Source organism: Moraxella sp. DOX410 (assembly GCF_032248735.1).
Lineage (GTDB): Bacteria > Pseudomonadota > Gammaproteobacteria > Pseudomonadales > Moraxellaceae > Faucicola > Faucicola tetraodonis.
Genome location: NZ_CP135138.1, coordinates 221,386 through 242,543, shown reverse-complemented (window position 1 = coordinate 242,543; position 21,158 = coordinate 221,386). Strand labels below are relative to the sequence as shown.

The 21,158-nt window shown below is 43.9% G+C and carries 18 protein-coding genes, 2 tRNA genes and 1 pseudogene; 16 read left to right on the top strand and 5 right to left on the bottom strand.

Translation table 11 applies throughout. The features are described from left to right. Positions 1 to 28: 28 nt before the first annotated feature. Positions 29 to 958, bottom strand: a pseudogene (locus tag RNZ41_RS01120) (ATPase, T2SS/T4P/T4SS family); the annotation flags it as partial. Positions 959 to 1,380: 422 nt separating this feature from the next. On the opposite strand from RNZ41_RS01120, the gene tpiA reads away from it, so the two are divergent. From tpiA to pnp, 14 genes are all read left to right on the top strand, one after another. Further along, positions 1,381 to 2,235, top strand: a complete 855-nt coding sequence (gene tpiA, locus RNZ41_RS01115; protein ID WP_314027368.1) for a triose-phosphate isomerase — start codon at positions 1,381 to 1,383, stop codon at positions 2,233 to 2,235. Between the two features lie 91 nt (positions 2,236 to 2,326). After that, positions 2,327 to 2,647 (top strand): preprotein translocase subunit SecG, encoded by a 321-nt coding sequence (gene secG, locus RNZ41_RS01110; RefSeq protein WP_036594931.1) that lies wholly within the window; start codon positions 2,327 to 2,329, stop codon positions 2,645 to 2,647. Between the two features lie 121 nt (positions 2,648 to 2,768). Next, positions 2,769 to 2,853: transfer RNA gene (locus RNZ41_RS01105), tRNA-Leu, on the top strand. 68 nt (positions 2,854 to 2,921) lie between these two features. Beyond that, positions 2,922 to 2,998, top strand: a tRNA-Met gene (locus RNZ41_RS01100). Between the two features lie 212 nt (positions 2,999 to 3,210). Continuing rightward, a complete protein-coding gene (gene rimP / locus RNZ41_RS01095) occupies positions 3,211 to 3,720 on the top strand; it encodes a ribosome maturation factor RimP (RefSeq protein WP_007115081.1) in 510 nt (169 codons plus the stop codon). Positions 3,721 to 3,837: 117 nt separating this feature from the next. Further along, a complete protein-coding gene (gene nusA / locus RNZ41_RS01090) occupies positions 3,838 to 5,319 on the top strand; it encodes a transcription termination factor NusA (protein WP_065264333.1) in 1,482 nt (493 codons plus the stop codon). Positions 5,320 to 5,332: 13 nt separating this feature from the next. Continuing rightward, entirely contained in the window at positions 5,333 to 8,062 is a 2,730-nt protein-coding gene (gene infB, locus RNZ41_RS01085) for a translation initiation factor IF-2 (protein ID WP_314027365.1), read from the top strand. A gap of 105 nt (positions 8,063 to 8,167) precedes the next feature. Then, entirely contained in the window at positions 8,168 to 8,557 is a 390-nt protein-coding gene (locus RNZ41_RS01080) for a ribosome-binding factor A (RefSeq protein ID WP_007115084.1), read from the top strand. A gap of 58 nt (positions 8,558 to 8,615) precedes the next feature. Beyond that, on the top strand, positions 8,616 to 9,632 hold the full coding sequence (locus tag RNZ41_RS01075; RefSeq protein WP_314027364.1) for an Lnb N-terminal periplasmic domain-containing protein: 1,017 nt from the start codon (positions 8,616 to 8,618) through the stop codon (positions 9,630 to 9,632). Between the two features lie 20 nt (positions 9,633 to 9,652). Then, complete coding sequence (gene truB, locus RNZ41_RS01070; protein WP_065253807.1) at positions 9,653 to 10,603, top strand: tRNA pseudouridine(55) synthase TruB; 951 nt, start codon at positions 9,653 to 9,655, stop codon at positions 10,601 to 10,603. A gap of 392 nt (positions 10,604 to 10,995) precedes the next feature. Continuing rightward, entirely contained in the window at positions 10,996 to 11,520 is a 525-nt protein-coding gene (locus tag RNZ41_RS01065) for a type 1 glutamine amidotransferase domain-containing protein (RefSeq protein ID WP_138018400.1), read from the top strand. A gap of 47 nt (positions 11,521 to 11,567) precedes the next feature. Next, on the top strand, positions 11,568 to 11,753 hold the full coding sequence (locus tag RNZ41_RS01060) for a hypothetical protein (RefSeq protein ID WP_076775876.1): 186 nt from the start codon (positions 11,568 to 11,570) through the stop codon (positions 11,751 to 11,753). A gap of 208 nt (positions 11,754 to 11,961) precedes the next feature. Further along, positions 11,962 to 12,231: a 30S ribosomal protein S15 gene (gene rpsO, locus RNZ41_RS01055; RefSeq protein WP_135890029.1), complete on the top strand. Its 270-nt coding sequence runs from the start codon at positions 11,962 to 11,964 to the stop codon at positions 12,229 to 12,231. 395 nt (positions 12,232 to 12,626) lie between these two features. After that, positions 12,627 to 14,768 (top strand): polyribonucleotide nucleotidyltransferase, encoded by a 2,142-nt coding sequence (gene pnp / locus RNZ41_RS01050; protein ID WP_312540213.1) that lies wholly within the window; start codon positions 12,627 to 12,629, stop codon positions 14,766 to 14,768. A 245-nt stretch (positions 14,769 to 15,013) separates the two neighbouring features. On the opposite strand, the gene RNZ41_RS01045 is transcribed toward pnp, so the two are convergent. The 4 genes from RNZ41_RS01045 to RNZ41_RS01030 all read right to left on the bottom strand — a co-directional run bounded on the left by RNZ41_RS01045 (position 15,014) and on the right by RNZ41_RS01030 (position 19,546). Further along, a complete protein-coding gene (locus RNZ41_RS01045; protein WP_312522575.1) occupies positions 15,014 to 15,514 on the bottom strand; it encodes a hypothetical protein in 501 nt (166 codons plus the stop codon). Positions 15,515 to 15,557: 43 nt separating this feature from the next. Then, positions 15,558 to 16,790 (bottom strand): hypothetical protein, encoded by a 1,233-nt coding sequence (locus RNZ41_RS01040; RefSeq protein ID WP_314027363.1) that lies wholly within the window; start codon positions 16,788 to 16,790, stop codon positions 15,558 to 15,560. A gap of 254 nt (positions 16,791 to 17,044) precedes the next feature. After that, positions 17,045 to 17,296, bottom strand: coding sequence for a YheV family putative metal-binding protein (locus RNZ41_RS01035; RefSeq protein WP_065253813.1), 252 nt, complete (start codon positions 17,294 to 17,296; stop codon positions 17,045 to 17,047). 39 nt (positions 17,297 to 17,335) lie between these two features. Then, positions 17,336 to 19,546, bottom strand: a complete 2,211-nt coding sequence (locus RNZ41_RS01030) for a M3 family metallopeptidase (protein ID WP_314027362.1) — start codon at positions 19,544 to 19,546, stop codon at positions 17,336 to 17,338. 240 nt (positions 19,547 to 19,786) lie between these two features. Here RNZ41_RS01030 and RNZ41_RS01025 point away from each other — a divergent pair, with 240 nt between their 5' ends. Continuing rightward, positions 19,787 to 20,617, top strand: coding sequence for an endonuclease/exonuclease/phosphatase family protein (locus RNZ41_RS01025; RefSeq protein ID WP_314027361.1), 831 nt, complete (start codon positions 19,787 to 19,789; stop codon positions 20,615 to 20,617). Positions 20,618 to 20,791: 174 nt separating this feature from the next. After that, entirely contained in the window at positions 20,792 to 21,064 is a 273-nt protein-coding gene (locus RNZ41_RS01020; protein ID WP_309596611.1) for a hypothetical protein, read from the top strand. Positions 21,065 to 21,158 lie beyond the last annotated feature (94 nt).

Genomic DNA, 21,158 nt, shown 5'->3' with positions numbered 1-21,158 from the left:
TTGTAGCACTTCTATATTTCTTTAACTATAGCTGCTTTTGGTCCGGCTCATAGCCGAGTGCATCAATGCCTAGCATCGCTGATGATGGGTCTAAAATACGCAATACGATTTTTTCACCAAATAAGGTTGGCAGTGAGTTGACACGAAAATCAATTGCCTTATCCTTGGAAATTTTTAATTTGATACGACCATCTTGCGGCACGCGGCGTTCAGAGATGTCCATTTGTGACATGACTTTCAGGCGGGCAGCAATTTTACCCGCTAGCTGCGTCGGTGGATTTGCCATTTTTTGTAACACGCCATCAATACGAAAACGCACGCGATAAGATTTTTCATAGGGTTCAAAATGTAAGTCCGAGGCGCCCATGGTAATGGCTTTGATGAGCATCCCATTAATGAACTTAACGACAGGCGCTTCATCATTGACATCTAAATGACTGGTGGCACTATTGTCTTCATCGGCACGGGTTTCATCAAACTCCACCGCTTCCATATCATCAAAATCAGCTAAATTAGTGGTAGTAAAGATTTTTTCGATGAGTGATTTGATTTTGTGGTGTTCGGCAACCACTGTTTCTACGGTAAACCTTGTACCAAACCGCAGTGCATCTAAAGCATCTACCCTTGTTGGGTCACTCATAGCAACAAATAAGCGGCTACCTCGTTGAAAAATCGGCAGAATATTAAATTCGCGAATAATTTTCTCATCAACCGCTTCTTTTGGAATATAGTTGACATTGATGGCATCCAAATCAATGAGTGGATCGCCAAATTCTCGCGAAATTACCCACGCTACCGCGTCAGCTTGCGCAAGCTTATTATCAACCACATAGGCGATTAAATTTATTTTTTGCTGCTGCGATTCTGCCAATACTTTTTGCATTGCCGCTTCGCTAATTAGTCCTTCATGCACTAATCGCGAGGCAATGCCACCAAAACCAGGAAGTGATGCTGCCATTGTTTTTCTCGTTCCCTCAATATTGATTCAAATGGGCTAATGTTTGTTAGTGTAAACTATTCATTTATATATTAACAAATCATTCTCGACAAATCCGTGAATTCAACGATAAATAATTTTTTATCGCATTTTATCTCTATCCATCAACCTTCATAAAACTGTTTTATACTTTATCCTTTCTTTAAACACCTCACTTGTGTAATCCAATAATTTATTCAGCAAATCGCTGCGATTGCTTATATAATACCTACCATTTTATGCCTAGTATTTTAAATACTCCTATTTTCATATCTTGATATTTTCAAATGGTGATGTTTTACATCATGATATGTTAAATAGCGTTACTTATATTTTAATGTTATCTTGACATTTATACTTTGCAAATTCATAGATAACCACTTACCTCAATTGACAGGGACATTATGAAAGCATCTGATTATGTAGCAAATTGGCAGAATTCTTGGGTGATTGCTAATTGGAAAATGAATCCTAGCACACAGCTGACTGTCACAGCCCTCATGACCGATTTACAGCAGCAGATACCTGCAGATGCACTGCAAAGCTGTAACGTGGTTGTCGCCCCGAGTTTTATTCATTTAGCGACCACGCAACAAGCCATCCAACATGGGTCATTGAACATCGGGCTAGCTGCGCAAAACTTATGCGCACAACACGCCGATAAAGGTGCATTTACTGGGGAGGTTTCGGGGGCTCAGCTCAAGGACGCTCAGGTAAATTATGTTTTAGTCGGACATTCAGAACGCCGTCAATATTTTAATGAAGATGACACTTGTTTAATCCAAAAAATTCGCAATGCCTTTGCCCATAATTTAACCGTTGTTTTTTGTATCGGTGAAACACAAGTCCAGTACGAGCAAAATCAGACCCAAGATGTGCTATCAGCACAATTAATGGTAGTTAAACAACTAGCCGCTGAATTTGCTAATGCCAAATTTGAAGGCGACCAAGTGGATAACGCCCACTTGGGTAGCTTAGCATCGCGATTGATTATTGCTTATGAACCCGTTTGGGCAATTGGTACAGGTAAAATCCCAACCATACAAGAAGTACAAAACATTCATGCCTTTATCAACACCACCTTAACGGACATCGATGCCTCTTTAGCGAGCACACCGGTATTGTATGGCGGCAGCGTGAAAGCAGATAATGCCGCAGAAATCGCCCAATGCCCAAATGTAAATGGAGTGTTGGTAGGCGGGGCATCACTTGACCCGACGAGTTTTACACAAATTATTCAAGCATTTGCCCAAATTTAAGGTAAAATATCACTCATTTAAAATTTTTTACTTTTGCCACTGACAGCGTTCTTATTGGGCATCAGTGCTATCAAGTTTTGTAGAGATAAGTATGTATAATGCAATTTTAGTGGTTCATATCATTGTCGCGATTTCAATGATTGGTCTGATTTTGGTTCAACATGGTAAAGGTGCCGATGCGGGCGCTTCATTTGGTGCAGGCGGTTCGGCAACCGTATTTGGTGCGTCTGGCTCTGCCAACTTTTTAACGCGCTTGACGGCGGTTTTAACGGCAATCTTCTTTATCACCAGTATGACACTGGCAGTATTTGCTAAACAGCAATCGCTATCTAGCCGTACCCTTGATACCAGCCTAGCGACTAATACTGCGCCTGCAAGCCCTACACCAACGACGCCTACACCTGCCAAATAAGCACCTGCCAAATAAACCCTTAAAAAAATGTTGCGTTATTGGTAGTTTTGACCTAGAATACAGCGTCTATTTTAGAGTGTTGTTATTTAAAAACAGCTTGGTTAAAGTAGTTTGGTTTTTTGCGATTGTGGTGGAATTGGTAGACACGCTACCTTGAGGTGGTAGTGCCGCAAGGTGTGAGGGTTCGAGTCCCTCCATTCGCACCAACTAAATTAATTTTAAATAACTGTTGACAAGGTTAATATCTCACTCTATAATACGCTCTCTAAATTGTTGCGGGGTGGAGCAGTCTGGTAGCTCGTCGGGCTCATAACCCGAAGGTCGTTGGTTCAAATCCAGCCCCCGCTACCACTTTTCTAGTAGCATTGCTTTGGTATCATTACTAGAAAAATCAATTTAGACACACTTTTATTGATTTAAAAGCCCACCAATTAGTTTGTGGGTTTTTTTGTATCTATTGGTTTCGAAAAAACTTAAGTTTTGCTAAATTAGCGGTTGCGTTTTAGTAACTTGCCAATTTTTAAAATCAACAAAGATGTTAATAATCAACTCTAAAGGATATCATGAAACTATCAACGAAAGTTGCTGAACTGACCCAAATCATTGAGCCAGCAGTAACTGCCTGTGATGTGAGCTTGTGGGGTATTGAATTTGTACCACAAGGTCGACGCTCTCTTCTTCGTATTTATATTGAAGCCCTACCTGAAGACCGTGCCGAAGGCAAACAAGTCACCATTGAAGACTGTGCTGCGGTCACCCACCAAGTCGGTGGTGTGTTGGACTTGCACGACCCGATTGCAGGCGAGTATCTACTTGAGGTGTCCTCACCCGGTTTAGACCGCGCGTTTTTTTCTGCTGAGCAGCTGCATGACTATGTAGGGCAAACCATCAGCTTACGATTGATTCATGCAATTGGACAAGGTAGTGATAAGCGCCGTAAAGTCACAGGCGAATTGGTCAATATTGACGAGCGCCAGTTGACGGTCAAAACCGAAAACGATCAAGTCAATGACCAACTTTTAGCCATCGAGCTTGATAATATTGATAAAGCCAATTTGGTCTACCAATTTTAGCTTTTAAATTTGGGGTTAACGCCTTTTTTACGCTATGTCTTCTAGCTAACTTTTTTCTAGCTAAAAGCAAGATTTTAAAGAATAAAGTCTAGAATGACTTAAATTATAGGTGATTACATGAATCGAGAAATTTTAACGGTCGTTGAAACCGTCAGTAATGAAAAAGGCTTAAATCCTGAAGATATTTTTGAAGCGATTGAGCAAGCCTTGGTGGTATCGACCAAAAAGAAAGTTTATAGTGAGCAACCTGAAGTTGCCGTGCGCGTGCATATCAATCGCAAAACAGGTGACTATGACACTTACCGTTATTGGACAGTAGTGGCAGATGAAGATCATGAAATGCCTGCCTGTCAGCTAGCGATTAGCGATTTGGATGAAAACGAGTGGAAAATCGGCGACGTCAAAGAAGAACAAATCGAATCCATTGAATTTGGTCGTATTGCCGCTACCCAAGCCAAACAAGTCATCATTCAAAAAATCCGTGAAGCGGAGCGCTCACTGGTGGCAGATGCGTTTGAACATCGTATCGGCGAGATGATTACCGGTGAAGTCAAAAAACCGGCGCGTGATGGTTATATCATTGATTTGGGCGATAATGTCGAAGGTTATCTACCACGCGATAAAATGTTGCCGCGTGAGCAGCTACGTATCAAAGGTCGTATCAATGCGATTTTAGAACAAGTCAATCGTGATAACCGTGGTGCTCAGCTCGTATTATCTCGTACCTCACCACAAATGCTAACGGCACTCATGCAAAAAGAAGTACCAGAGATTGCTGAGCAAATCATTGAAATTCGTGATGTTGCGCGTCAGCCTGGCTTACGTGCTAAGATTTCAGTCAAAACCAATGACCATCGTATCGACCCTGTGGGTGCTTGTATTGGTATGCGTGGCACCCGTATCCAAGCCGTGCAACAAGAGCTTGAAGGCGAGCGTATCGACGTAGTGGTATGGTCGGATGATCCAGTGCAATACATTATTAGTGCTTTGGAACCTGCGGATGTTGATCGTATTATTCTTGATGAAGATACCAAAACTGCAGATATCATCTTTGCCACTAACGATCAGTTGGCCCGTGCGATTGGCTCACAAGGTCAAAATGTGCGCCTTGCATCAGAATTAACAGGTTATCGTCTTAACATGATGCTCGAAGACGAGTACAATGCTCAACAAGAATCAGAAACCAAAGTGTATCGCGACCTATTCTACACACGCCTTGAAGTCGATGAAGATTTGGCACAAGCCTTGGTGGATATTGGATTTACCTCACTTGAAGAAGTGGCGTATGTCCCTGCTGAGACTTTTTATGACATCGATGGGCTAGATGATGACGCCATCGACGCAATCCAAGAACGTGCCAAAGAAGCGGTGATTGCCGATGAATTGGTCAAACAACAAAATATTAAAGAGCCAAGCCAAGAGCTTCTAAACCTTGAAGGCATGACTCAAGCATGGGCCTACAAGCTTGCCGAACGTGATGTCATCACCGTCGACGACCTTGCTGAACAAGCCATCTTTGATATCCAAGATATCGAAGGTCTTGATGAAAAGACCGCAGGTGAGCTTATTATGAAAGCCCGTGAATCATGGTTTAATTAAAAAAGGTGTATGAATGGCAGATAAAACCGTAAAAGAACTTGCAGCAATGACCACAAAGACCGTTGAAGCAATTAATAATCAACTGGTCAAGGCAGGGCTGTCTGCGCGCGGTGACAATGACATCGTCACCGATAGCGAACAACAAAAACTGGTCAGCTTTTTACAACAAAGTCATGGTCAAAATGACAAACCTCGCATTAGCTTAAAAAGCAAAACTACTTCCACTGCGCGGGTGACAGGCACTTCTGGTAAAGCCAAAAGTGTCAATGTTGAAGTGCGCAAAAAAATGGTATTTGATAAACCAAATCCCAATAAAATTGCTGAAGAACTAGCCTCTCGTGAAGCAGCGACTAAAGAGGCTGAAGAAAAAGCGCGTTTGGCAAAAGAAAAAGCCGCCCAAGAACAAGCTGAAAAAGACAAAGCCAAACAAGCAGCTGAAGCGCGTCAACAAGCTACCCTTGCAGCAATGCGTGCTAACTTAGGTGGTGGTAGTCAAGCTGCCAAAGAGCACACAACCACCAGTGTGGTAGTGAAAAAAGGCAACAAAACTGCTGCAATCGAAGTCAAAAAAGCTGACAAAAAACCTGCACCGAAAAAAGAATCGGATAGTGAACGTAAAGCGCGTGAAGCAGAAGAAGAACGCTTACGTCAAATCGAATCAGAAAACCGCCGTAAAGCCGCTGAAGAAGCTCAGCAACGTACCCTTGAGCAAATGCGTCAAATGGCGAGTAAATACAGCGAAACCGATACTGAAACTGCGATGGTTGTCAAAAAAGATGAACCATTGGCAGAAGGTTTGGTGGGCGCAGCGCTTGAAGATTCATTTGAACAAGAACGCCGTGAAATCAAACGCGGAACCGCAAGCACTGCGAACAAAAACCGTCGTCGTCGCCGTGACGATGAAGGTGAGCAAGAGATTAAGAACCGTGGTCGCGGCTTAAAATCATCGCAAGCCAATAGACACAAATTTGAGAAACCGGTTGAAAAAATCGTGCATAACGTTGAAATCGGTGAGACCATCGTGGTATCTGAACTTGCCCAAAAAATGGCAATCAAAGTACGCGAAGTCGTCAAAATGTTGATGAAAATGGGCGAGTTGGTCCGTGAAAACGAATCTATCGACCAAGAAACCGCTGCCCTACTTGTTGAAGAAATGGGTCATAACCCAGTGCTTGTGAGTTCAACGCAAGTTGAAGATTCATTACGTGAGGCGGTTGGCGAGAAAAGCAGCAACGTCCAAGCGCGTCCGCCTGTGGTTACTATCATGGGTCACGTTGACCACGGTAAAACGTCCCTGCTCGATAAGATCCGTTCAAGTAAAGTGGCATCAGGCGAAGCAGGTGGTATTACTCAGCATATCGGTGCTTATCATGTGCAGACTGACCAAGGTGTTATTACTTTCTTAGACACCCCAGGTCACGCCGCATTTACCGCGATGCGTTCTCGTGGTGCCAAAGCGACGGATATCGTGGTGTTAGTGGTCGCAGCCGATGATGGTATGATGCCACAGACCGCTGAGGCGATTGACCATGCGCGTGCCGCAGGTACCCCGATTATCGTCGCTATCAACAAGATAGATAAAGACAGCGCCGATCCAGACCGCGTGCTCAACGAACTGACCACTAAAGAAGTCGTTCCTGAAGAATGGGGCGGTGACACACCGGTGGTCAAAGTCTCTGCGTTAACAGGTCAAGGTATCGATGAATTGCTTGAAGTGATTAACCTACAAGCAGAAGTGATGGAACTTGAAGTCGCTACTGACGGTGCAGCGCAAGGTGTGGTGATTGAATCACGTCTTGAAAAAGGTCGCGGTGCCGTGGTCAGTTTGCTGGTCAAACAAGGTACTTTAAACCAAGGTGATTTGGTACTTGCTGGTGAATATTATGGTCGTGTCCGTGCTATGACCAATGAAAACGGTCAAAAAATTACCTCAGCGGGTCCTTCTATCCCTGTTGAAATCCTAGGTTTGCCTGATACGCCAGCAGCTGGTAGCGAGTTTATGGTGGTCTCAGATGAGAAACGTGCGCGCGAGGTTGCAGAATATCGCGCAGATCGTGAGCGTGAAAAAGTGCTTGAACGTCAAGCCAAATCACGCTTAGAAAACTTGTTTGACCAAATGAGCGATGCCAAACTGCCTTCCGTTAATTTGATTCTTAAAACTGACGTTCGAGGTTCACTAGAAGCCTTGTTAACCGCGCTTGATGAATTATCTACGGATGAAGTTAAAGTCAAAGTCATCTCATCGGGTGTCGGTCCAATCACCGAATCGGATGTGGTACTCGCTGAATCAAGTGAAGCGGTGTTATTAGGCTTCAACGTTCGTGCCGATACCGCTGCCAAACGCAAAGCGGATGAAGCAGGCTTAGATATTCGCTACTATAGTGTTATCTATGGGTTGATTGATGATGTGAAAGCGGCGATGAGCGGTTTACTTGCGCCAGAACATCGTGAGCAAATCTTGGGTATCGCTGAAGTACGTGAAGTCTTCCACTCTAGTCGCTTTGGTTATGCAGCCGGTTGTATGGTGACAGAAGGTAATATCATCCGTAACAAGCCAATTCGGGTATTGCGTGATGACCAAGTTATTTTCACCGGTCAATTACAATCATTACGTCGCTTTAAAGAGGATGTTAATGAGGTGCGTGCTGGTATGGAGTGTGGTCTAGCGGTGAAAGGTTATGAAGTAAAAGAAGGCGATAAGATTGAAGTCTTCGAAATTCATGAAGTCAAACGTACCTTATAAGTTAAGCTGACAACCTAATACTGCCAGCTTGCTATTAGCAACCTTTCCAGGGGTCTAATTAATCTAGGTTAATTAGACCTTTTTTTACTATAAAAAGGATTACCAATGAATCAACGTTTACAACGTCTTGCCGATCAAATTCAGCGCGACCTAGCGGTTTTGATTCGTGACGAGATTAACGACCCACGCTTGACTGGGTTTGTGACCATTTCTAGTGTCAAAATCAGCCCGGACTTGGGTTATGCTGATATTTATGTCACCATCATGGAAAAGTCGATGGATGATGCCATGGCAAAAGATTATCATACCGAGAGCTTAGAAGTGCTCAACAAAGCATCAGGTTTTTTGCGTACTGAGCTCAGTCATTTGCTAAAAACCCGCACTACCCCACGTCTGCGCTTTCACTATGATGAAGTGACAGCTAACGCTAACTATATGATGAACCTCATTTCTAAAGCGGTACAAAGTAGCGAAGGTCAGCCATCAGACGACTGATGCGTTGCAGGCTATAATAAGCTTATTTGTCACTTTGAGTCATTAACAGGGATGTTGAATGCAGTTACTTTGGGGTATCATTAAGTTTATCGTCATTATTCTCTCAAGCCTGTGGGTCGGGGTATTTGTATGGACGCATCAGCCCTTAGGCAGATATGTCAGTCTGGCACTGATTAGCGTATGGGTGTTTTTTACCCTCGCTGTTTTGGTCAGTATCATCAAACCGACCCTATTTTCATCCCTACTTTCTCATCAGTCTTTATTACTGATTTTTTTTGCGGTGGTGGGGATTGCCATTGTCAGTTTTTTTTCGATGTCAGCTAGCAATGAGCGTGATTGGAACCCCGAAGTTGCCCAAATGTTAGACTATCGGCTTGACAGTGATGGCAACACACTCACCATTAGCAATGTTAGAAATTTTGATTGGCAAGATAAAACCCATTTTCAGCCGCGCTGGGAAACTAGGCAATACGACTTGGCAAAACTGCAAACGGTTGATTTTATTGCCTCTTATTGGATGGGCGATGCCATTGCCCATACGCTAGTGAGTTTTGGGTTTAGTGATGGAAAGCAGCTTGCGTTATCTATCGAGATTCGCAAAGAAGTCAATGAACAATTTAGTACGCTGGGTGGATTTTTTCGCAAGTTTGAATTGGTGATTATCGCTGCAGATGAAAAAGATATTATTTATACCCGTAGTAATATCCGTCATGAAGATGTTTATATTTATCCCATCAACATGCCAAAAGACCATATTCGAGCGCTACTGCTTGCGTATCTAGTGAAAGCCAAGTCCTTAAAAACGCAGCCGGCATGGTATAATTCATTGGTAAATAACTGTACCACGGCAATTTATGAGCTGATTGATGATATCCAACCTTTGCCATTTGATTATCGTATCTTGTTATCAGGCTATATTCCCAGTTATCTGTATGACCAGCAATTGATTGATAACCGCTATAGCTTGCAACAGTGGCAACAACGGGCACATATTAACCCTAAGTCAAAGCCGTATTCTGTCAACCACCCTATTAGCGCAGCAGATTACTCGCAGCTGATTCGAACCGACTTTTAATGAATTGATAAATCCACAACATGATGACCCAACCAAAAACAGCCAAATCCATCGTCTCTGGTGTCTTACTGATTGATAAACCGCAAGGGATGACTTCCCAGCAAGTGGTATCAAAAGTCAAATACTTGCTCAAATCTGATGTGCACGACAGTAAAAAAGCGGGTCATACCGGTACCCTTGACCCAATGGCAACCGGGTTGCTGCCGATTTGTCTGGGAGAAGCGACCAAATTTAGCCATTATCAACTCGATGCCATCAAATCTTACCACGCCATTATCAAACTTGGCGAGCAAACCGATACCGGGGATGCTGAGGGTGAGATAATTGCCACTATTCCTGTGCCAAATGTGACACAAGCGATGCTACAAAGCGTCACTGAGCAATTTTTGGGTGAGATAATGCAGGTTCCGCCCATGTACTCCGCGCTCAAAAAAGACGGCAAAAAACTGTATGAACTGGCGCGTGAAGGTATTGAGGTGGAGCGAGCAGCACGTCCTCTCATCATTTATGAGCTGTCACTCACTCCCCTATCCGATCAACAATTGCAATTAACCGTTACTTGCTCCAAAGGCACTTATGTGCGCGTGCTGGCTGAAGATATTGCCAAAGCGCTGGGCACGCTAGGCCATCTAACAGCACTTAGACGGATACGCACGGGTGATTTTGAAATTGCCGATGCCATCCCATTAGCCGATTTTGCAGCGCTCGATGTTGCAGCGCGGTTTGATAAGCTATTAGCGGTGGATGCCTGCGTTCACTCACTACCAAGCTTAGTATTAGACGATAGCCAATCAAAGCGCATCCGGCAAGGTCAACGCTTAAACGTCAAGGCGACCATGTTAACTCAGCATCTCATCTTAACTGCCAGTCAAACGTTTCGCTTGTTTGACGACCAGCAGCAATTTTTGGGCACGGGACTACTTGAACCCAATGGTCGTTTACAACCGCTGAAGCTGGTCAATTTAAACTAGCCACAGTAATTCAATCAATCTAATTACCTTGCTAAATTTTTACTATCTTCACATAATTTGCTCACAGAGCGGTGTGATGTCACAAAGCGAGTACGTTTTTTATGCATTGATACAAAACGTGACGCTTTGCTAGCAGTTTTCACCCGTCCAGTGATTTATTCTTAGTGGTGTTGATTCACTTGCTTATTTCTTAGCAAGCTTTGCTAATAAAGAGCAAACAGCGGTTTATTGAGATAACTTTATACAATTAATTGAAATGTTATTAATAAAATAAAAATCAAATAGAAAAATCGAATAATAATCTCAAAATAAAGCGCTAACCTTACAGATGAATCAATAAGAACAACAATTTTTTTCTTTAACTCAAATAATGAAATAATAGGATAATTACCATGGCTAAGATTGCTATTTTACTTGATACCGACTTTGAACAAGTTGAATATACCCAAACCAATGACCTCCTTAAAGCTAAAGGTCACCAAACCACTTTAATCACCACACAACCACAAAAACAAGTACGCGGGCTTAATCATACTGACCCTGCTGACACCTTTACCGCTGATTTATTAATTAGTGAAGCCAACGCAGCCGATTATGATGCCATTGTATTACCAGGGGGTGGTGCCAATGCCGATGTGTTGCGGGCGAATACCGATGCCCAAGCGATGGTAAAAGCATTTATGAGTGCGGGTAAACCTGTCGCAGCGATTTGTCATGCACCGTGGATTTTTGCAGATACCGAAATTGCCCGTGGTAAAAAATTAACTGCTTATAAAACCATTGCCACTGACCTAAAAAATGCCGGTGCGCAATTTGAAGACAAATCGGTGGTGATAGATGGTAATTTGATTACCAGTCGTCAACCTGAAGATATTCCAGATTTTGCTGAAGCGATTGACCAAGCATTGACTAAATAAGCTTTGATTTTGATATAACAATAACGTAAGAAAAAAAGGAGATTGCCATGCAACCAACCACCATGACAGATTTTGAAAAAATGGAAAAGAAAGCGCCCGAAGCGACGTTTGTTGCTGACACAACGCCTAATGATGCGGACGAAGTGACTTCTGATAAGCTCACCACCGCGCCACAAGAGCAGCTTGACCGTCTGCATAGCGAAACACCCAAACAGCCTACGGGCAATCAGTAAGTTGAAAGCTTAAATCTATTAAAAGCCTTAATAAATTCAACACCCTAATGCAAATTAGGGTTTTTTTATTGGTCAATATTTGGTAAAATAATGCTCCTTTTTGAAGGTTAACTACTGAGAAGCGTGGTTATCCTGATTTTTTTACACTAATCGACTCGACTGATAGACGATTAGGCTTCTCATTTTATGCTAAAAAAGCTAGGAAAATATTATGTTGACTAACCAAGACCGCGCAGACGTAATCGCAAAATTTCAACGCGCTGAAAATGACACAGGTTCTCCAGAAGTTCAAGTGGCATTATTAACAGCGCGTATCAATGACTTACAACCACACTTTAAAGCACACAAAGCTGACCATCACAGCCGTCGTGGTTTGATTCGTATGGTTAACTCACGCCGTACCTTACTTGATTACTTAAAACGTAAAGATGCAGACCGTTATACTGCATTGATCAATGAATTAGGCTTACGTCGCTAATTTATCAGCACGTTATGAGCTTTATTCAATCAGCGGCTGCTTTTGGGTAGCCGCTTTTTTATGGGTTCAATATTTTTAGCCAATTTTGTTTTCACTTTTACTTCCGCTGTTAGCGTAGTCTTGCCTATCGTTTGCTATTAGTGGTTAAAGCGCAGTTAAAAGGTGGTGATTCACCGCAAAACTAGGTAAAATAGACAACGCATTGTGCCTGCACAATCGCAGTTTACACTTACTTTTTTTAAAGTATTTTTTAATTTAGGCTGATTTAAGGCTGCTATCAGGCGAATTGGTAGATTGCTTCTAACGTTTGTATTTTTTGAAAAGAACACAAACGTTAGGGGCTATTACTAAAACTTAAATCGCCCTATTCATCACACAAAGGATAAAACCGCATTATGTTTAATATCATTACTAAAGAATTCCAATATGGTAATCAACAAGTTACGTTAGAAACAGGTCGTATCGCACGCCAAGCTAATTCAGTGGTCGTCCACATGGGCGGCGTCTCTGTGCTAGTGGCTGTTGTGGTAAAAGACGAGGCGCAAGCGGGTCAAAACTTTTTCCCATTGACCGTCAACTACCAAGAAAAAATGTACGCTGCTGGTAAAATCCCAGGTGGCTATGGCAAACGCGAAGGTCGCCCATCTGAGATGGAAACCTTGACTTCACGCCTCATTGATCGCCCGATTCGTCCATTGTTCCCAGAAGGCTACTTTAACGAAATCCAAGTGACCGCCACGGTGATTTCGTCAGACAAAAAACAAGATGCTGATATCGCAGCGATGATTGGTACTTCAGCGGCATTGGCAATTTCATCAGCGCCATTTAATGGTCCGATTGGTGCGGCACGTGTCGGTTTTATCAATGATGAATATGTGCTAAACCCAAACCATGAAGCGCTAAAACAAAGCTCGCTCGATTTGGTGGTCGCGGGTACGTCATCTGCGGTATTGATGGTCGAATCTGAAGCCAAAGAACTATCAGAAGACCAAATGCTTGGCGCGGTACTATACGGTCACGCCCAGCAACAAGTCGTGATTGATGCCATCAATGAATTTGCCAAAGAAGTTGGCGTACAAAAAACCCAATTCGTTGCTCCTGCCGTCAATGAAGCCTTAGAAACTGCCCTACAAAATCAATTTGCTGCAGCGATTTCAGAAGCGTATACCATCAGCGAAAAAGCCAGCCGTTATACTCGCCTTGATGAAATCAAAAACCAAGCGCTTGAAGCCTTAGCCGGTGACGCAGAAGCCGAAGGCTATGCCGACAACGTGGCACAAATCAAAGAGCTATTTGAAACCCTAAAATACCGTACGGTCCGTGACAATATTTTGTCTGGCAAACCCCGTATCGATGGTCGTGACTTGCAAACTGTCCGTGCCTTAGACATCCAAGTTGGCGTACTGCCTTACACGCATGGTTCAGCGCTATTTACCCGCGGTGAAACACAAGCGCTCGTTACCACCACGCTTGGCAACAGCCGTGATGTGAACATGATTGACACCCTTGCAGGCACCAAACAAGACCACTTCATGCTGCATTATAACTTCCCAAGTTACTCAGTGGGCGAAACGGGTCGTGACAGCGGTCCAAAACGCCGTGAAATCGGTCATGGTCGCCTAGCACGTCGCGGTGTACAAGCCATGCTGCCAGATAGTGACCGTTTTCCATACGTGATTCGTATCGTATCTGACATCACCGAATCCAATGGTTCATCATCAATGGCATCTGTCTGTGGCGCATCACTGGCGTTAATGGATGCCGGCGTACCACTAAAAGCGCCTGTTGCTGGTATCGCAATGGGTCTGGTTAAAGAAGGTGAGCGTTTTGCCGTGCTGTCTGACATCTTGGGTGATGAAGACCACCTAGGCGATATGGACTTTAAAGTCGCAGGTTCTGCCAATGGCGTGACTGCGTTACAGATGGATATCAAAATCGAAGGTATCACCCCAGAGATTATGGAAAAAGCCCTACACCAAGCGCATGCGGGTCGTATCCATATTTTAAATGCGATGAATGAAGTCATTTCAACCAGCCGTAAAGAAATCAACGCCCATGCACCAAACTTTGCGGTGATTGATATCGACCCTGAAAAAATCCGTGACGTGATTGGTAAAGGTGGTGCAACCATTCGCCAACTGACTGAAGAAACAGGCGCAGTGATTGATATTGATGACAACGGTACCATTCGTATCTTTGGTGAAAACAAAGCAGCGACCAAAGCCGCGATTGCTAAGATCGAAGCGATTACGGCAGAGGTAGAAGTCGGCAAGACTTATACAGGTAAAGTGGCTCGTATTGTTGAGTTTGGTGCGTTTGTTAATGTATTACCTAACACTGACGGTCTGGTGCATATCTCACAAATCTCTGATGCACGTATCGAGAACGTGAATGATGTGCTAAAAGAAGGTCAAATGGTGAATGTACTGGTACAAGACATCGACAACCGTGGTCGCATTAAACTTACCATGAAAGGCGTGGATCAAACCATCGCGCCAACTGCACCTGCTGATACTGAAACGCCAGCGGCTGAATAGTTTTATTAAAATTTAGCTATCAAAAATTAAAAACCGCTTTATCGTCAGATAAAGCGGTTTTTTTGGGATAAATTTTGGCAAATGCTATGAAACCATCATTACAGTAATTAGAAAAAATGCCCGATAATAAGAAGGTTTTGACCCCGTTGGCATTTTACTACTTGCAATACGCCGATGGCGACAATGAATCGCTGAGTAGCCCTCGATAAAACCTCAACCATTGAAAACTATTTAAACTAATAGCGTTAGCGATAAACCACCAAATTCAAATTACTCACGGGCTGAAGGTATTTTTCCATTAATGGCAAAATATCTTCATCAAAACTTTTGTCTTTTGGCAAAATGAGTTCATCACTTGCCAATATTGCCACACGGCGAATACCTTGATACCGTCCCCAATCAAACACAACTTTCTCTAACTTTTGTAACGCTGACACCATATACTCAACATGCGGCGGATTTTCGGCAAATTCTGTGATTGCCATATCCACGATGAACTGTGGCTTTGACAACGCCCCACCGACTGCCATACCCGCCAAATCACGCTGCGGCGTAAACTGTAACACATCACCGAGTAACAGCTGCGAACGCTCACAGGCTTGCTTGTAAACGGTATAATGCTCAGGATATAGCGATTGGTATTTAAGTAAGGCGCGATGACGAAAAATACCTGACACCGGGACGGGCATAATGAGCGCTTGATAGCGGTCTTGAAACAAGGTTTTTTTATCGACTTGGGTCAGCACTACTTAGCCTGCCAGTTATTTATTGATTATTATTTGTGGGTGGTTATTTGTTAGCGGCTTTTTGCTGCTCAAGCTGTGCAACTTGCTGTTCTAGCAGCTGGATACGCTCTTCTTTTTTACTACTCAGCTCATTCATCATACGCAGCTGGTCTTGCATCATGGTTTCTTGCTCTTTTAGCTGCGCGCTCTGCTCTGACAATCGACTTAGCTCTTCTTTGGCAATCGCCGGATCTTCAGGCAGTGTCGGTGCAAGAATTTCTTCTGGCGTGATTGCCGGTAGCGCTGCGGTCGCATGGACTGAACTAGTGGTTGCCTCCGCTGCGACGGTTGACGCGGTAGGCAAGCTAGCGCTAGCTTGTGGTTTTACTATAGGCGCTGTAGTTTTGGTTATTGCGTGTGCTTGGGTCTGCGTCTGTGTCTGTTTCTGTGACTGCGCGGTGGATTTGTTGGGCTCGCTTGACTGCCCCATAAAAAACCATGCCAAGGCAGCCAGTGCCAACCCTGCACCCACTAGCAACCCAAGTTGATTGCGTTTTTTTAACGTCCGTTTCGCTAGTGTTTTACCTGCCGGCCTTAAAAATGGGTTTGGCGTCTGGGCGATAATCGGTTTAATTTCGGGTTTTGTTTTGGTTAATAGAACGGGTGGCGTCGTCTCGATAGTTTCGATAGTTTCGATAGTCTCAATAGCCTCGATAATTTTTTTATCACTATTTTCATCACTACTTTGTGATGCAATGGGCTGTGGTTGCGCGCTATGACTGTCTGGTTCTAGGTTTAGGTTTAGGTTTAGGTCTGGCTTAGCTTCTAGCGGTAGGTTATCAATATCAAATATCAGCGCGTTATCGGTTGTCTGTGACGGTACGGGCTGTGATACTGTCGATGTATTGGCAGTGTCTTCGATAGTCACAGTGGTGTTGGGTTCAACATCACTGGGTAGCTCATCCAAATCAAAATCATCAAAACTCAGCTTTTTAGGCGCGACAGTATCAGCCGCTTTTGTGTTATCTGCGGTATAGTCGGTTTTGCCATGAAGTAATTCATCTTCTAACTGGTTCAAATCAATGCTATCTAGCGAAAACGCATTTTTGATTGCTGTCGTGTTTGGAGATGTGTCTGGGGATTTAGTCGCTTGCATCGGCGCCTGAGTTGTATCAAGCTGCAACGGATTATCTGACACACCTGTCGTTGGATTTTCAGCCAGCTGTGATGATGGATTGGCATCTTCGCTAGTCGGGGCTATAGAGTCATTGTCTTTTTTTAGGCTAAATAATTTCATGTTGGGTCAAATCCCTATCCATGTCGGGCGGGTCAGATGTCTGTACGATTTCATGCTAGCGATGTATATGCCAAGCTGGCATGAAAATGATGGTGTACATTCGTTTGCTTGTTACTATAACAAACCGCAATCAAAAATAACAACTTTTGAGATAAAAACCTACTTTGAACGCCATACGTTGACCACCCTAATTGTATGACGGGCACTTAAATAGTTAACCTTGTCAAAATTTACCCAAACCGCTTAAACTTGGCTTATTTAAACCTGACAATACCCGCGCCATCGTCGCCATAATGAGCAGTTTCCTGATGATTGGATTGCTGAATGTCAACAATCTCATCGGGTGTTGGGCGACGCTCGGTATAGCCACATGCCGTACACTCGATATACTCATCATACTCGGGCTGATATAGCTGAATCTGAACAACTTTATCCAGTGCTTTACAGCTTGGACAAGCCACCCCTGCCAAAAATTGACGTTTGGGGCGATTGGATTGATATCTCATAGTTTCTTCTTTTTACTAGCCTGTATTTTGACAACCGTGTTACCGAGCTTGGGTGTTGGCGTTATCGGTGTCATCGCTCAGCAGTTCATCATAGCTGCTGGTTAAAAATCCTGAGTGGCGTAACAGCGCATCAATACGTGCTTCACGACCGCGAAATGCCTCAAAGTTGGCTTTTGCAGATTGGCTACCGCCTTTGGCTAAAATGTTATCGCGGAAGGATTTGCCAGCGTTTTTATCAAAAATACTCGTTTCCTCAAACTTGCTAAATGCATCGGCTGACAACAGTTCTGCCCATTTGTAAGAATAATACCCTGCCGCATAGCCCCCTGCGAAAATGTGGCTAAAGCCATTGGCAAAACGGTTATAACTGGCGGTCGGCATAATCGACACATCGGCACGCACGCTGTCGAGTAACGCCAATAACTGGGGATAGTCGGGTGCTGGGGTTTTGGCATGCAATAACAAATCAAATAGCGCAAACTCTAGCTGGCGCAGAGTTTGCATGCCGCTTTGGAAATTTTTGGCAGCGAGCATACTTTGCAGCATGCTCTCTGGCAGTGTTTCGCCCGTATCGACATGGCGGCTGATTAATGCAATCCCTTCAGGGTGCCATGCCCAGTTTTCCATAAACTGACTGGGTAGCTCAACTGCATCCCACTCGACCCCATTCACGCCTGCCACATCGCCAACATTCACTTCAGTAAGCAGATGATGCAGTCCATGTCCAAACTCATGAAAGAGGGTTAACACTTCATCATGGGTTAATAAGCTGGGTTTGCCGCGCTGTGTACCCGTTGGCGCAGGGCTAAAATTTGCCACCATAAAACAAACGGGTAACTGCTGATAACCACTATCATCGTGTTGATAACGCGCTTGAAAGCCACTCATCCATGCGCCACCGCGTTTGCCAGGACGGGCATATAAATCAAAATAAAAACCACCGATAAGCTGCTGATGTTCATCAAAAACTTGATAAAAACGCACGTCATCATGCCAGCGCTGTGTGCTTGCAGTTTTATCTTCAATCTGAATGCCATACAGTTTTTGCACAATCTCAAATAAGCCTGCGATGACTGTCGGCACTGGGAAGTACGGACGCACTTGTTCTTGTGATAGATTAAATTGACGTTGTTTAACTTTTTCTGCCAGATACGCCGTATCCCAGGGTCGCACCTCATCGCCCTCATCACCGATGCCAAACGCCATACCTTCAACCTGCAGTTGTTTTAAATCCTGCATGGCAAAGGGTCGTGCTTTGTCTGCCAAATCCCGTAAAAATTGCTCTACAGTGTCGACATTGTCCGCCATTTTGGTGGCAAGCGATAACTCAGCAAAATTGTCGTACCCCAATAACTGGGCTTTTTGTGCGCGTTTTGCCAAGATATCCGCCATGATATCGGCATTATTAAATTCTGGCTGCGCTGACAATTCAGAGGCGCGAGTGACATACGCACGATATAAGGTTTCGCGTAACTCGCGGTCATCGGCATACGTCATCACCGCAAGATAGACTGGGATATCAAGTGTCGCGACATAAGGCGTTGCCAATACTTGCTCCGGGAATTTTTCTGTGTATCGCCTGCCCGCATCTGCCAGCATGGCAAGCGCAGATTCAGGCAGTCCTGCCAGTTGCGATTCGCTTAACGGTAAAAAGTAGCTTTGGGTGGCATCGAGCACGTTATCGGAGAATTTAGCCGATAGCGTAGATAACTCGCTGGCAAGGGTGGCAAATTGCTGTTTTTGCGCCTCCGCTAAACCAACACCGGATAACTCAAAACTTTGTAGCGCCAATGTCAACGAGCGTTGTCTCGCAGGCTCTAAACGCTCAAAAAATGACTGATCGCTCACCACACGCTGATAGCGTTGATACAGCGGGAGATGTTGACCAACCGCCGTACCGTAGGCAGAAAGCGCGGGCAATAATGCATGGTGCAGTTCACGGATTGGCTCATCACTGACCACGCTATTTAAGTGCGATAGCAAGCCCCAACTGCGGTCTAATGCTAAATTCACATGGTCAAAAGCGATGATATCATTGAGCGCTTGCTGGCTGCTGAGTTTTGTATCGTTAACTTGGCTATCAGCTTGCGCAGCTTTGTTATCGAGCCTAGCTTCATCATCGAGCATAGTCAAAAACGCATGTCCATTCGCCAACGCCTCATCGATTGCCGTCTTGAGTCGCTCAAGCGCTAACTGATTAAATTCAACAAGGTGCAAATTTTTTGTCGGATTTTCTACATCGTTGGTCATATTGTTTTCCAATTTTTTATCGCTCGTTGATGATTGAGAGTAAAAGTCGTCATTGCCCAAAATTTTAGCATAAAAACCGCAATGCTTGGCAAAGCTACCCCATTTTACTACATAGGTTTACTACATGCGTTTGCGACATAAATGTCGACAACCATTATATTGTGACAATTTTTTGTCAAAACAAGCCAGCCATACAATTTCACGTTAAAATAATGCCATGTTTATCATTGTGATTTTATTATGCGCTCACTAACACCTAAAAAAATAACACCTAACCTAGTAGCATCAAACGAAGTAGCAGACGCCAAACAACCAAAAAACAGCCTAATCATCACCAGTTATAACATCCATAAAGGCATGTCACCCCTCAATCGTTTTGTCAAAATGGAAGGCATCGCCGCTGCCCTTAACCAAGTGCAATCTGATATTATCTGTTTACAGGAAGTCCAAGGTCAAAATCTCAAACGGGTGGTGAAATACAATGAATTTCCCGACCAGTCCCAACATGAATGGTTTGGCGAGTATCTACAGCTTGAAAACAGCTATGGCAAAAACGTCGAATATAACCACGGTCATCATGGCAATGCGGTGCTAAGTCGCCATCCGCTCGACCCCAAACACAATGTCAATATCACAGTGAGCCGCCTTGAGCAGCGTGGTGTTTTGCACTGCGAAATCCAGCCCGAAGGCTGGCATACGCCCATTATCGTGCTTTGTGCGCATCTAAATCTGATGGAAAATGACCGTGAAAAACAATATGAGGTGATAAGCCAGTATATCAATAACGAAATCCACCAATCCACGCCGCTGATATTGGCAGGCGATTTCAATGACTGGAAAAAATTATCCTGTCAAAAGCTTGGCTGTGACCTTAATTTACAAGAAGCTGTGCTGACCCACCATGGCAAATTACTGCCCACTTTCCCTGCCAAACTCCCGGTATTAAGCCTTGACCGTATCTATGTGCGCAATCTACAAGTACACCGTGCTTGGGTGCATAAGGGACAACCTTGGTCAAATCTCTCTGACCATTTGCCGGTTAGTGCCGAAGTCAGTCTGCTGCCAAACTAAAGATTAACAGATTAAACTTGCATGATTTTTGCAGCAAGGTAGCCTAGCAATTTTTATAGATATGACTGTCAATTTTTGTCCTAGCGAAACCCGATTGGACGTTTTAAGCCACAAATTTTAGACGTCAGGCTTTAGACATCGGTTAGCCAAATTGACGCTACACTGGAAATCCTCATGCAACCAAAATTACTCATTATTTTTGCGATATTAGGCATCACCGCACTTGCTATTTTTAACCTAATATCATCACATCGTACCCAGCAAGTCATTGCATCCAATCAAGCCAATAGTAGTGCCGCCTCAGCGCCCTTAGCCATAGCATCAAACGATACCTCATCGATTGGCGAGCAGCCTAAACAAGTGCTTGATAAGGCAACAACAGATTTGAATAAAGCCGCTCAGACCTCATCCAACAACTTGGCAAGCGCAGAAAAAACCACGCAATAATAACTTGGCGTATTAGCTACTAGTACCGCCAAATAAGACTGGTTAAACCGCTAACATCAAGTGGCTAATATTAAATAGCTAAGATTAAGTAGTC

Coding starts and splice junctions, on each gene's coding strand:
- truB (WP_065253807.1), top strand. CDS start 9,653: ATGATGACCCAACCAAAAACAGCCAAATCCATCGTCTCTGGTGTCTTA.
- RNZ41_RS01065 (WP_138018400.1), top strand. CDS start 10,996: ATGGCTAAGATTGCTATTTTACTTGATACCGACTTTGAACAAGTTGAA.
- RNZ41_RS01030 (WP_314027362.1), bottom strand. CDS start 19,546: ATGACCAACGATGTAGAAAATCCGACAAAAAATTTGCACCTTGTTGAA.
- RNZ41_RS01035 (WP_065253813.1), bottom strand. CDS start 17,296: ATGAGATATCAATCCAATCGCCCCAAACGTCAATTTTTGGCAGGGGTG.
- nusA (WP_065264333.1), top strand. CDS start 3,838: ATGAATCGAGAAATTTTAACGGTCGTTGAAACCGTCAGTAATGAAAAA.
- RNZ41_RS01060 (WP_076775876.1), top strand. CDS start 11,568: ATGCAACCAACCACCATGACAGATTTTGAAAAAATGGAAAAGAAAGCG.
- RNZ41_RS01020 (WP_309596611.1), top strand. CDS start 20,792: ATGCAACCAAAATTACTCATTATTTTTGCGATATTAGGCATCACCGCA.
- pnp (WP_312540213.1), top strand. CDS start 12,627: ATGTTTAATATCATTACTAAAGAATTCCAATATGGTAATCAACAAGTT.
- infB (WP_314027365.1), top strand. CDS start 5,333: ATGGCAGATAAAACCGTAAAAGAACTTGCAGCAATGACCACAAAGACC.
- tpiA (WP_314027368.1), top strand. CDS start 1,381: ATGAAAGCATCTGATTATGTAGCAAATTGGCAGAATTCTTGGGTGATT.
- rimP (WP_007115081.1), top strand. CDS start 3,211: ATGAAACTATCAACGAAAGTTGCTGAACTGACCCAAATCATTGAGCCA.
- secG (WP_036594931.1), top strand. CDS start 2,327: ATGTATAATGCAATTTTAGTGGTTCATATCATTGTCGCGATTTCAATG.
- RNZ41_RS01075 (WP_314027364.1), top strand. CDS start 8,616: ATGCAGTTACTTTGGGGTATCATTAAGTTTATCGTCATTATTCTCTCA.
- RNZ41_RS01040 (WP_314027363.1), bottom strand. CDS start 16,790: ATGAAATTATTTAGCCTAAAAAAAGACAATGACTCTATAGCCCCGACT.
- RNZ41_RS01080 (WP_007115084.1), top strand. CDS start 8,168: ATGAATCAACGTTTACAACGTCTTGCCGATCAAATTCAGCGCGACCTA.
- RNZ41_RS01025 (WP_314027361.1), top strand. CDS start 19,787: ATGCGCTCACTAACACCTAAAAAAATAACACCTAACCTAGTAGCATCA.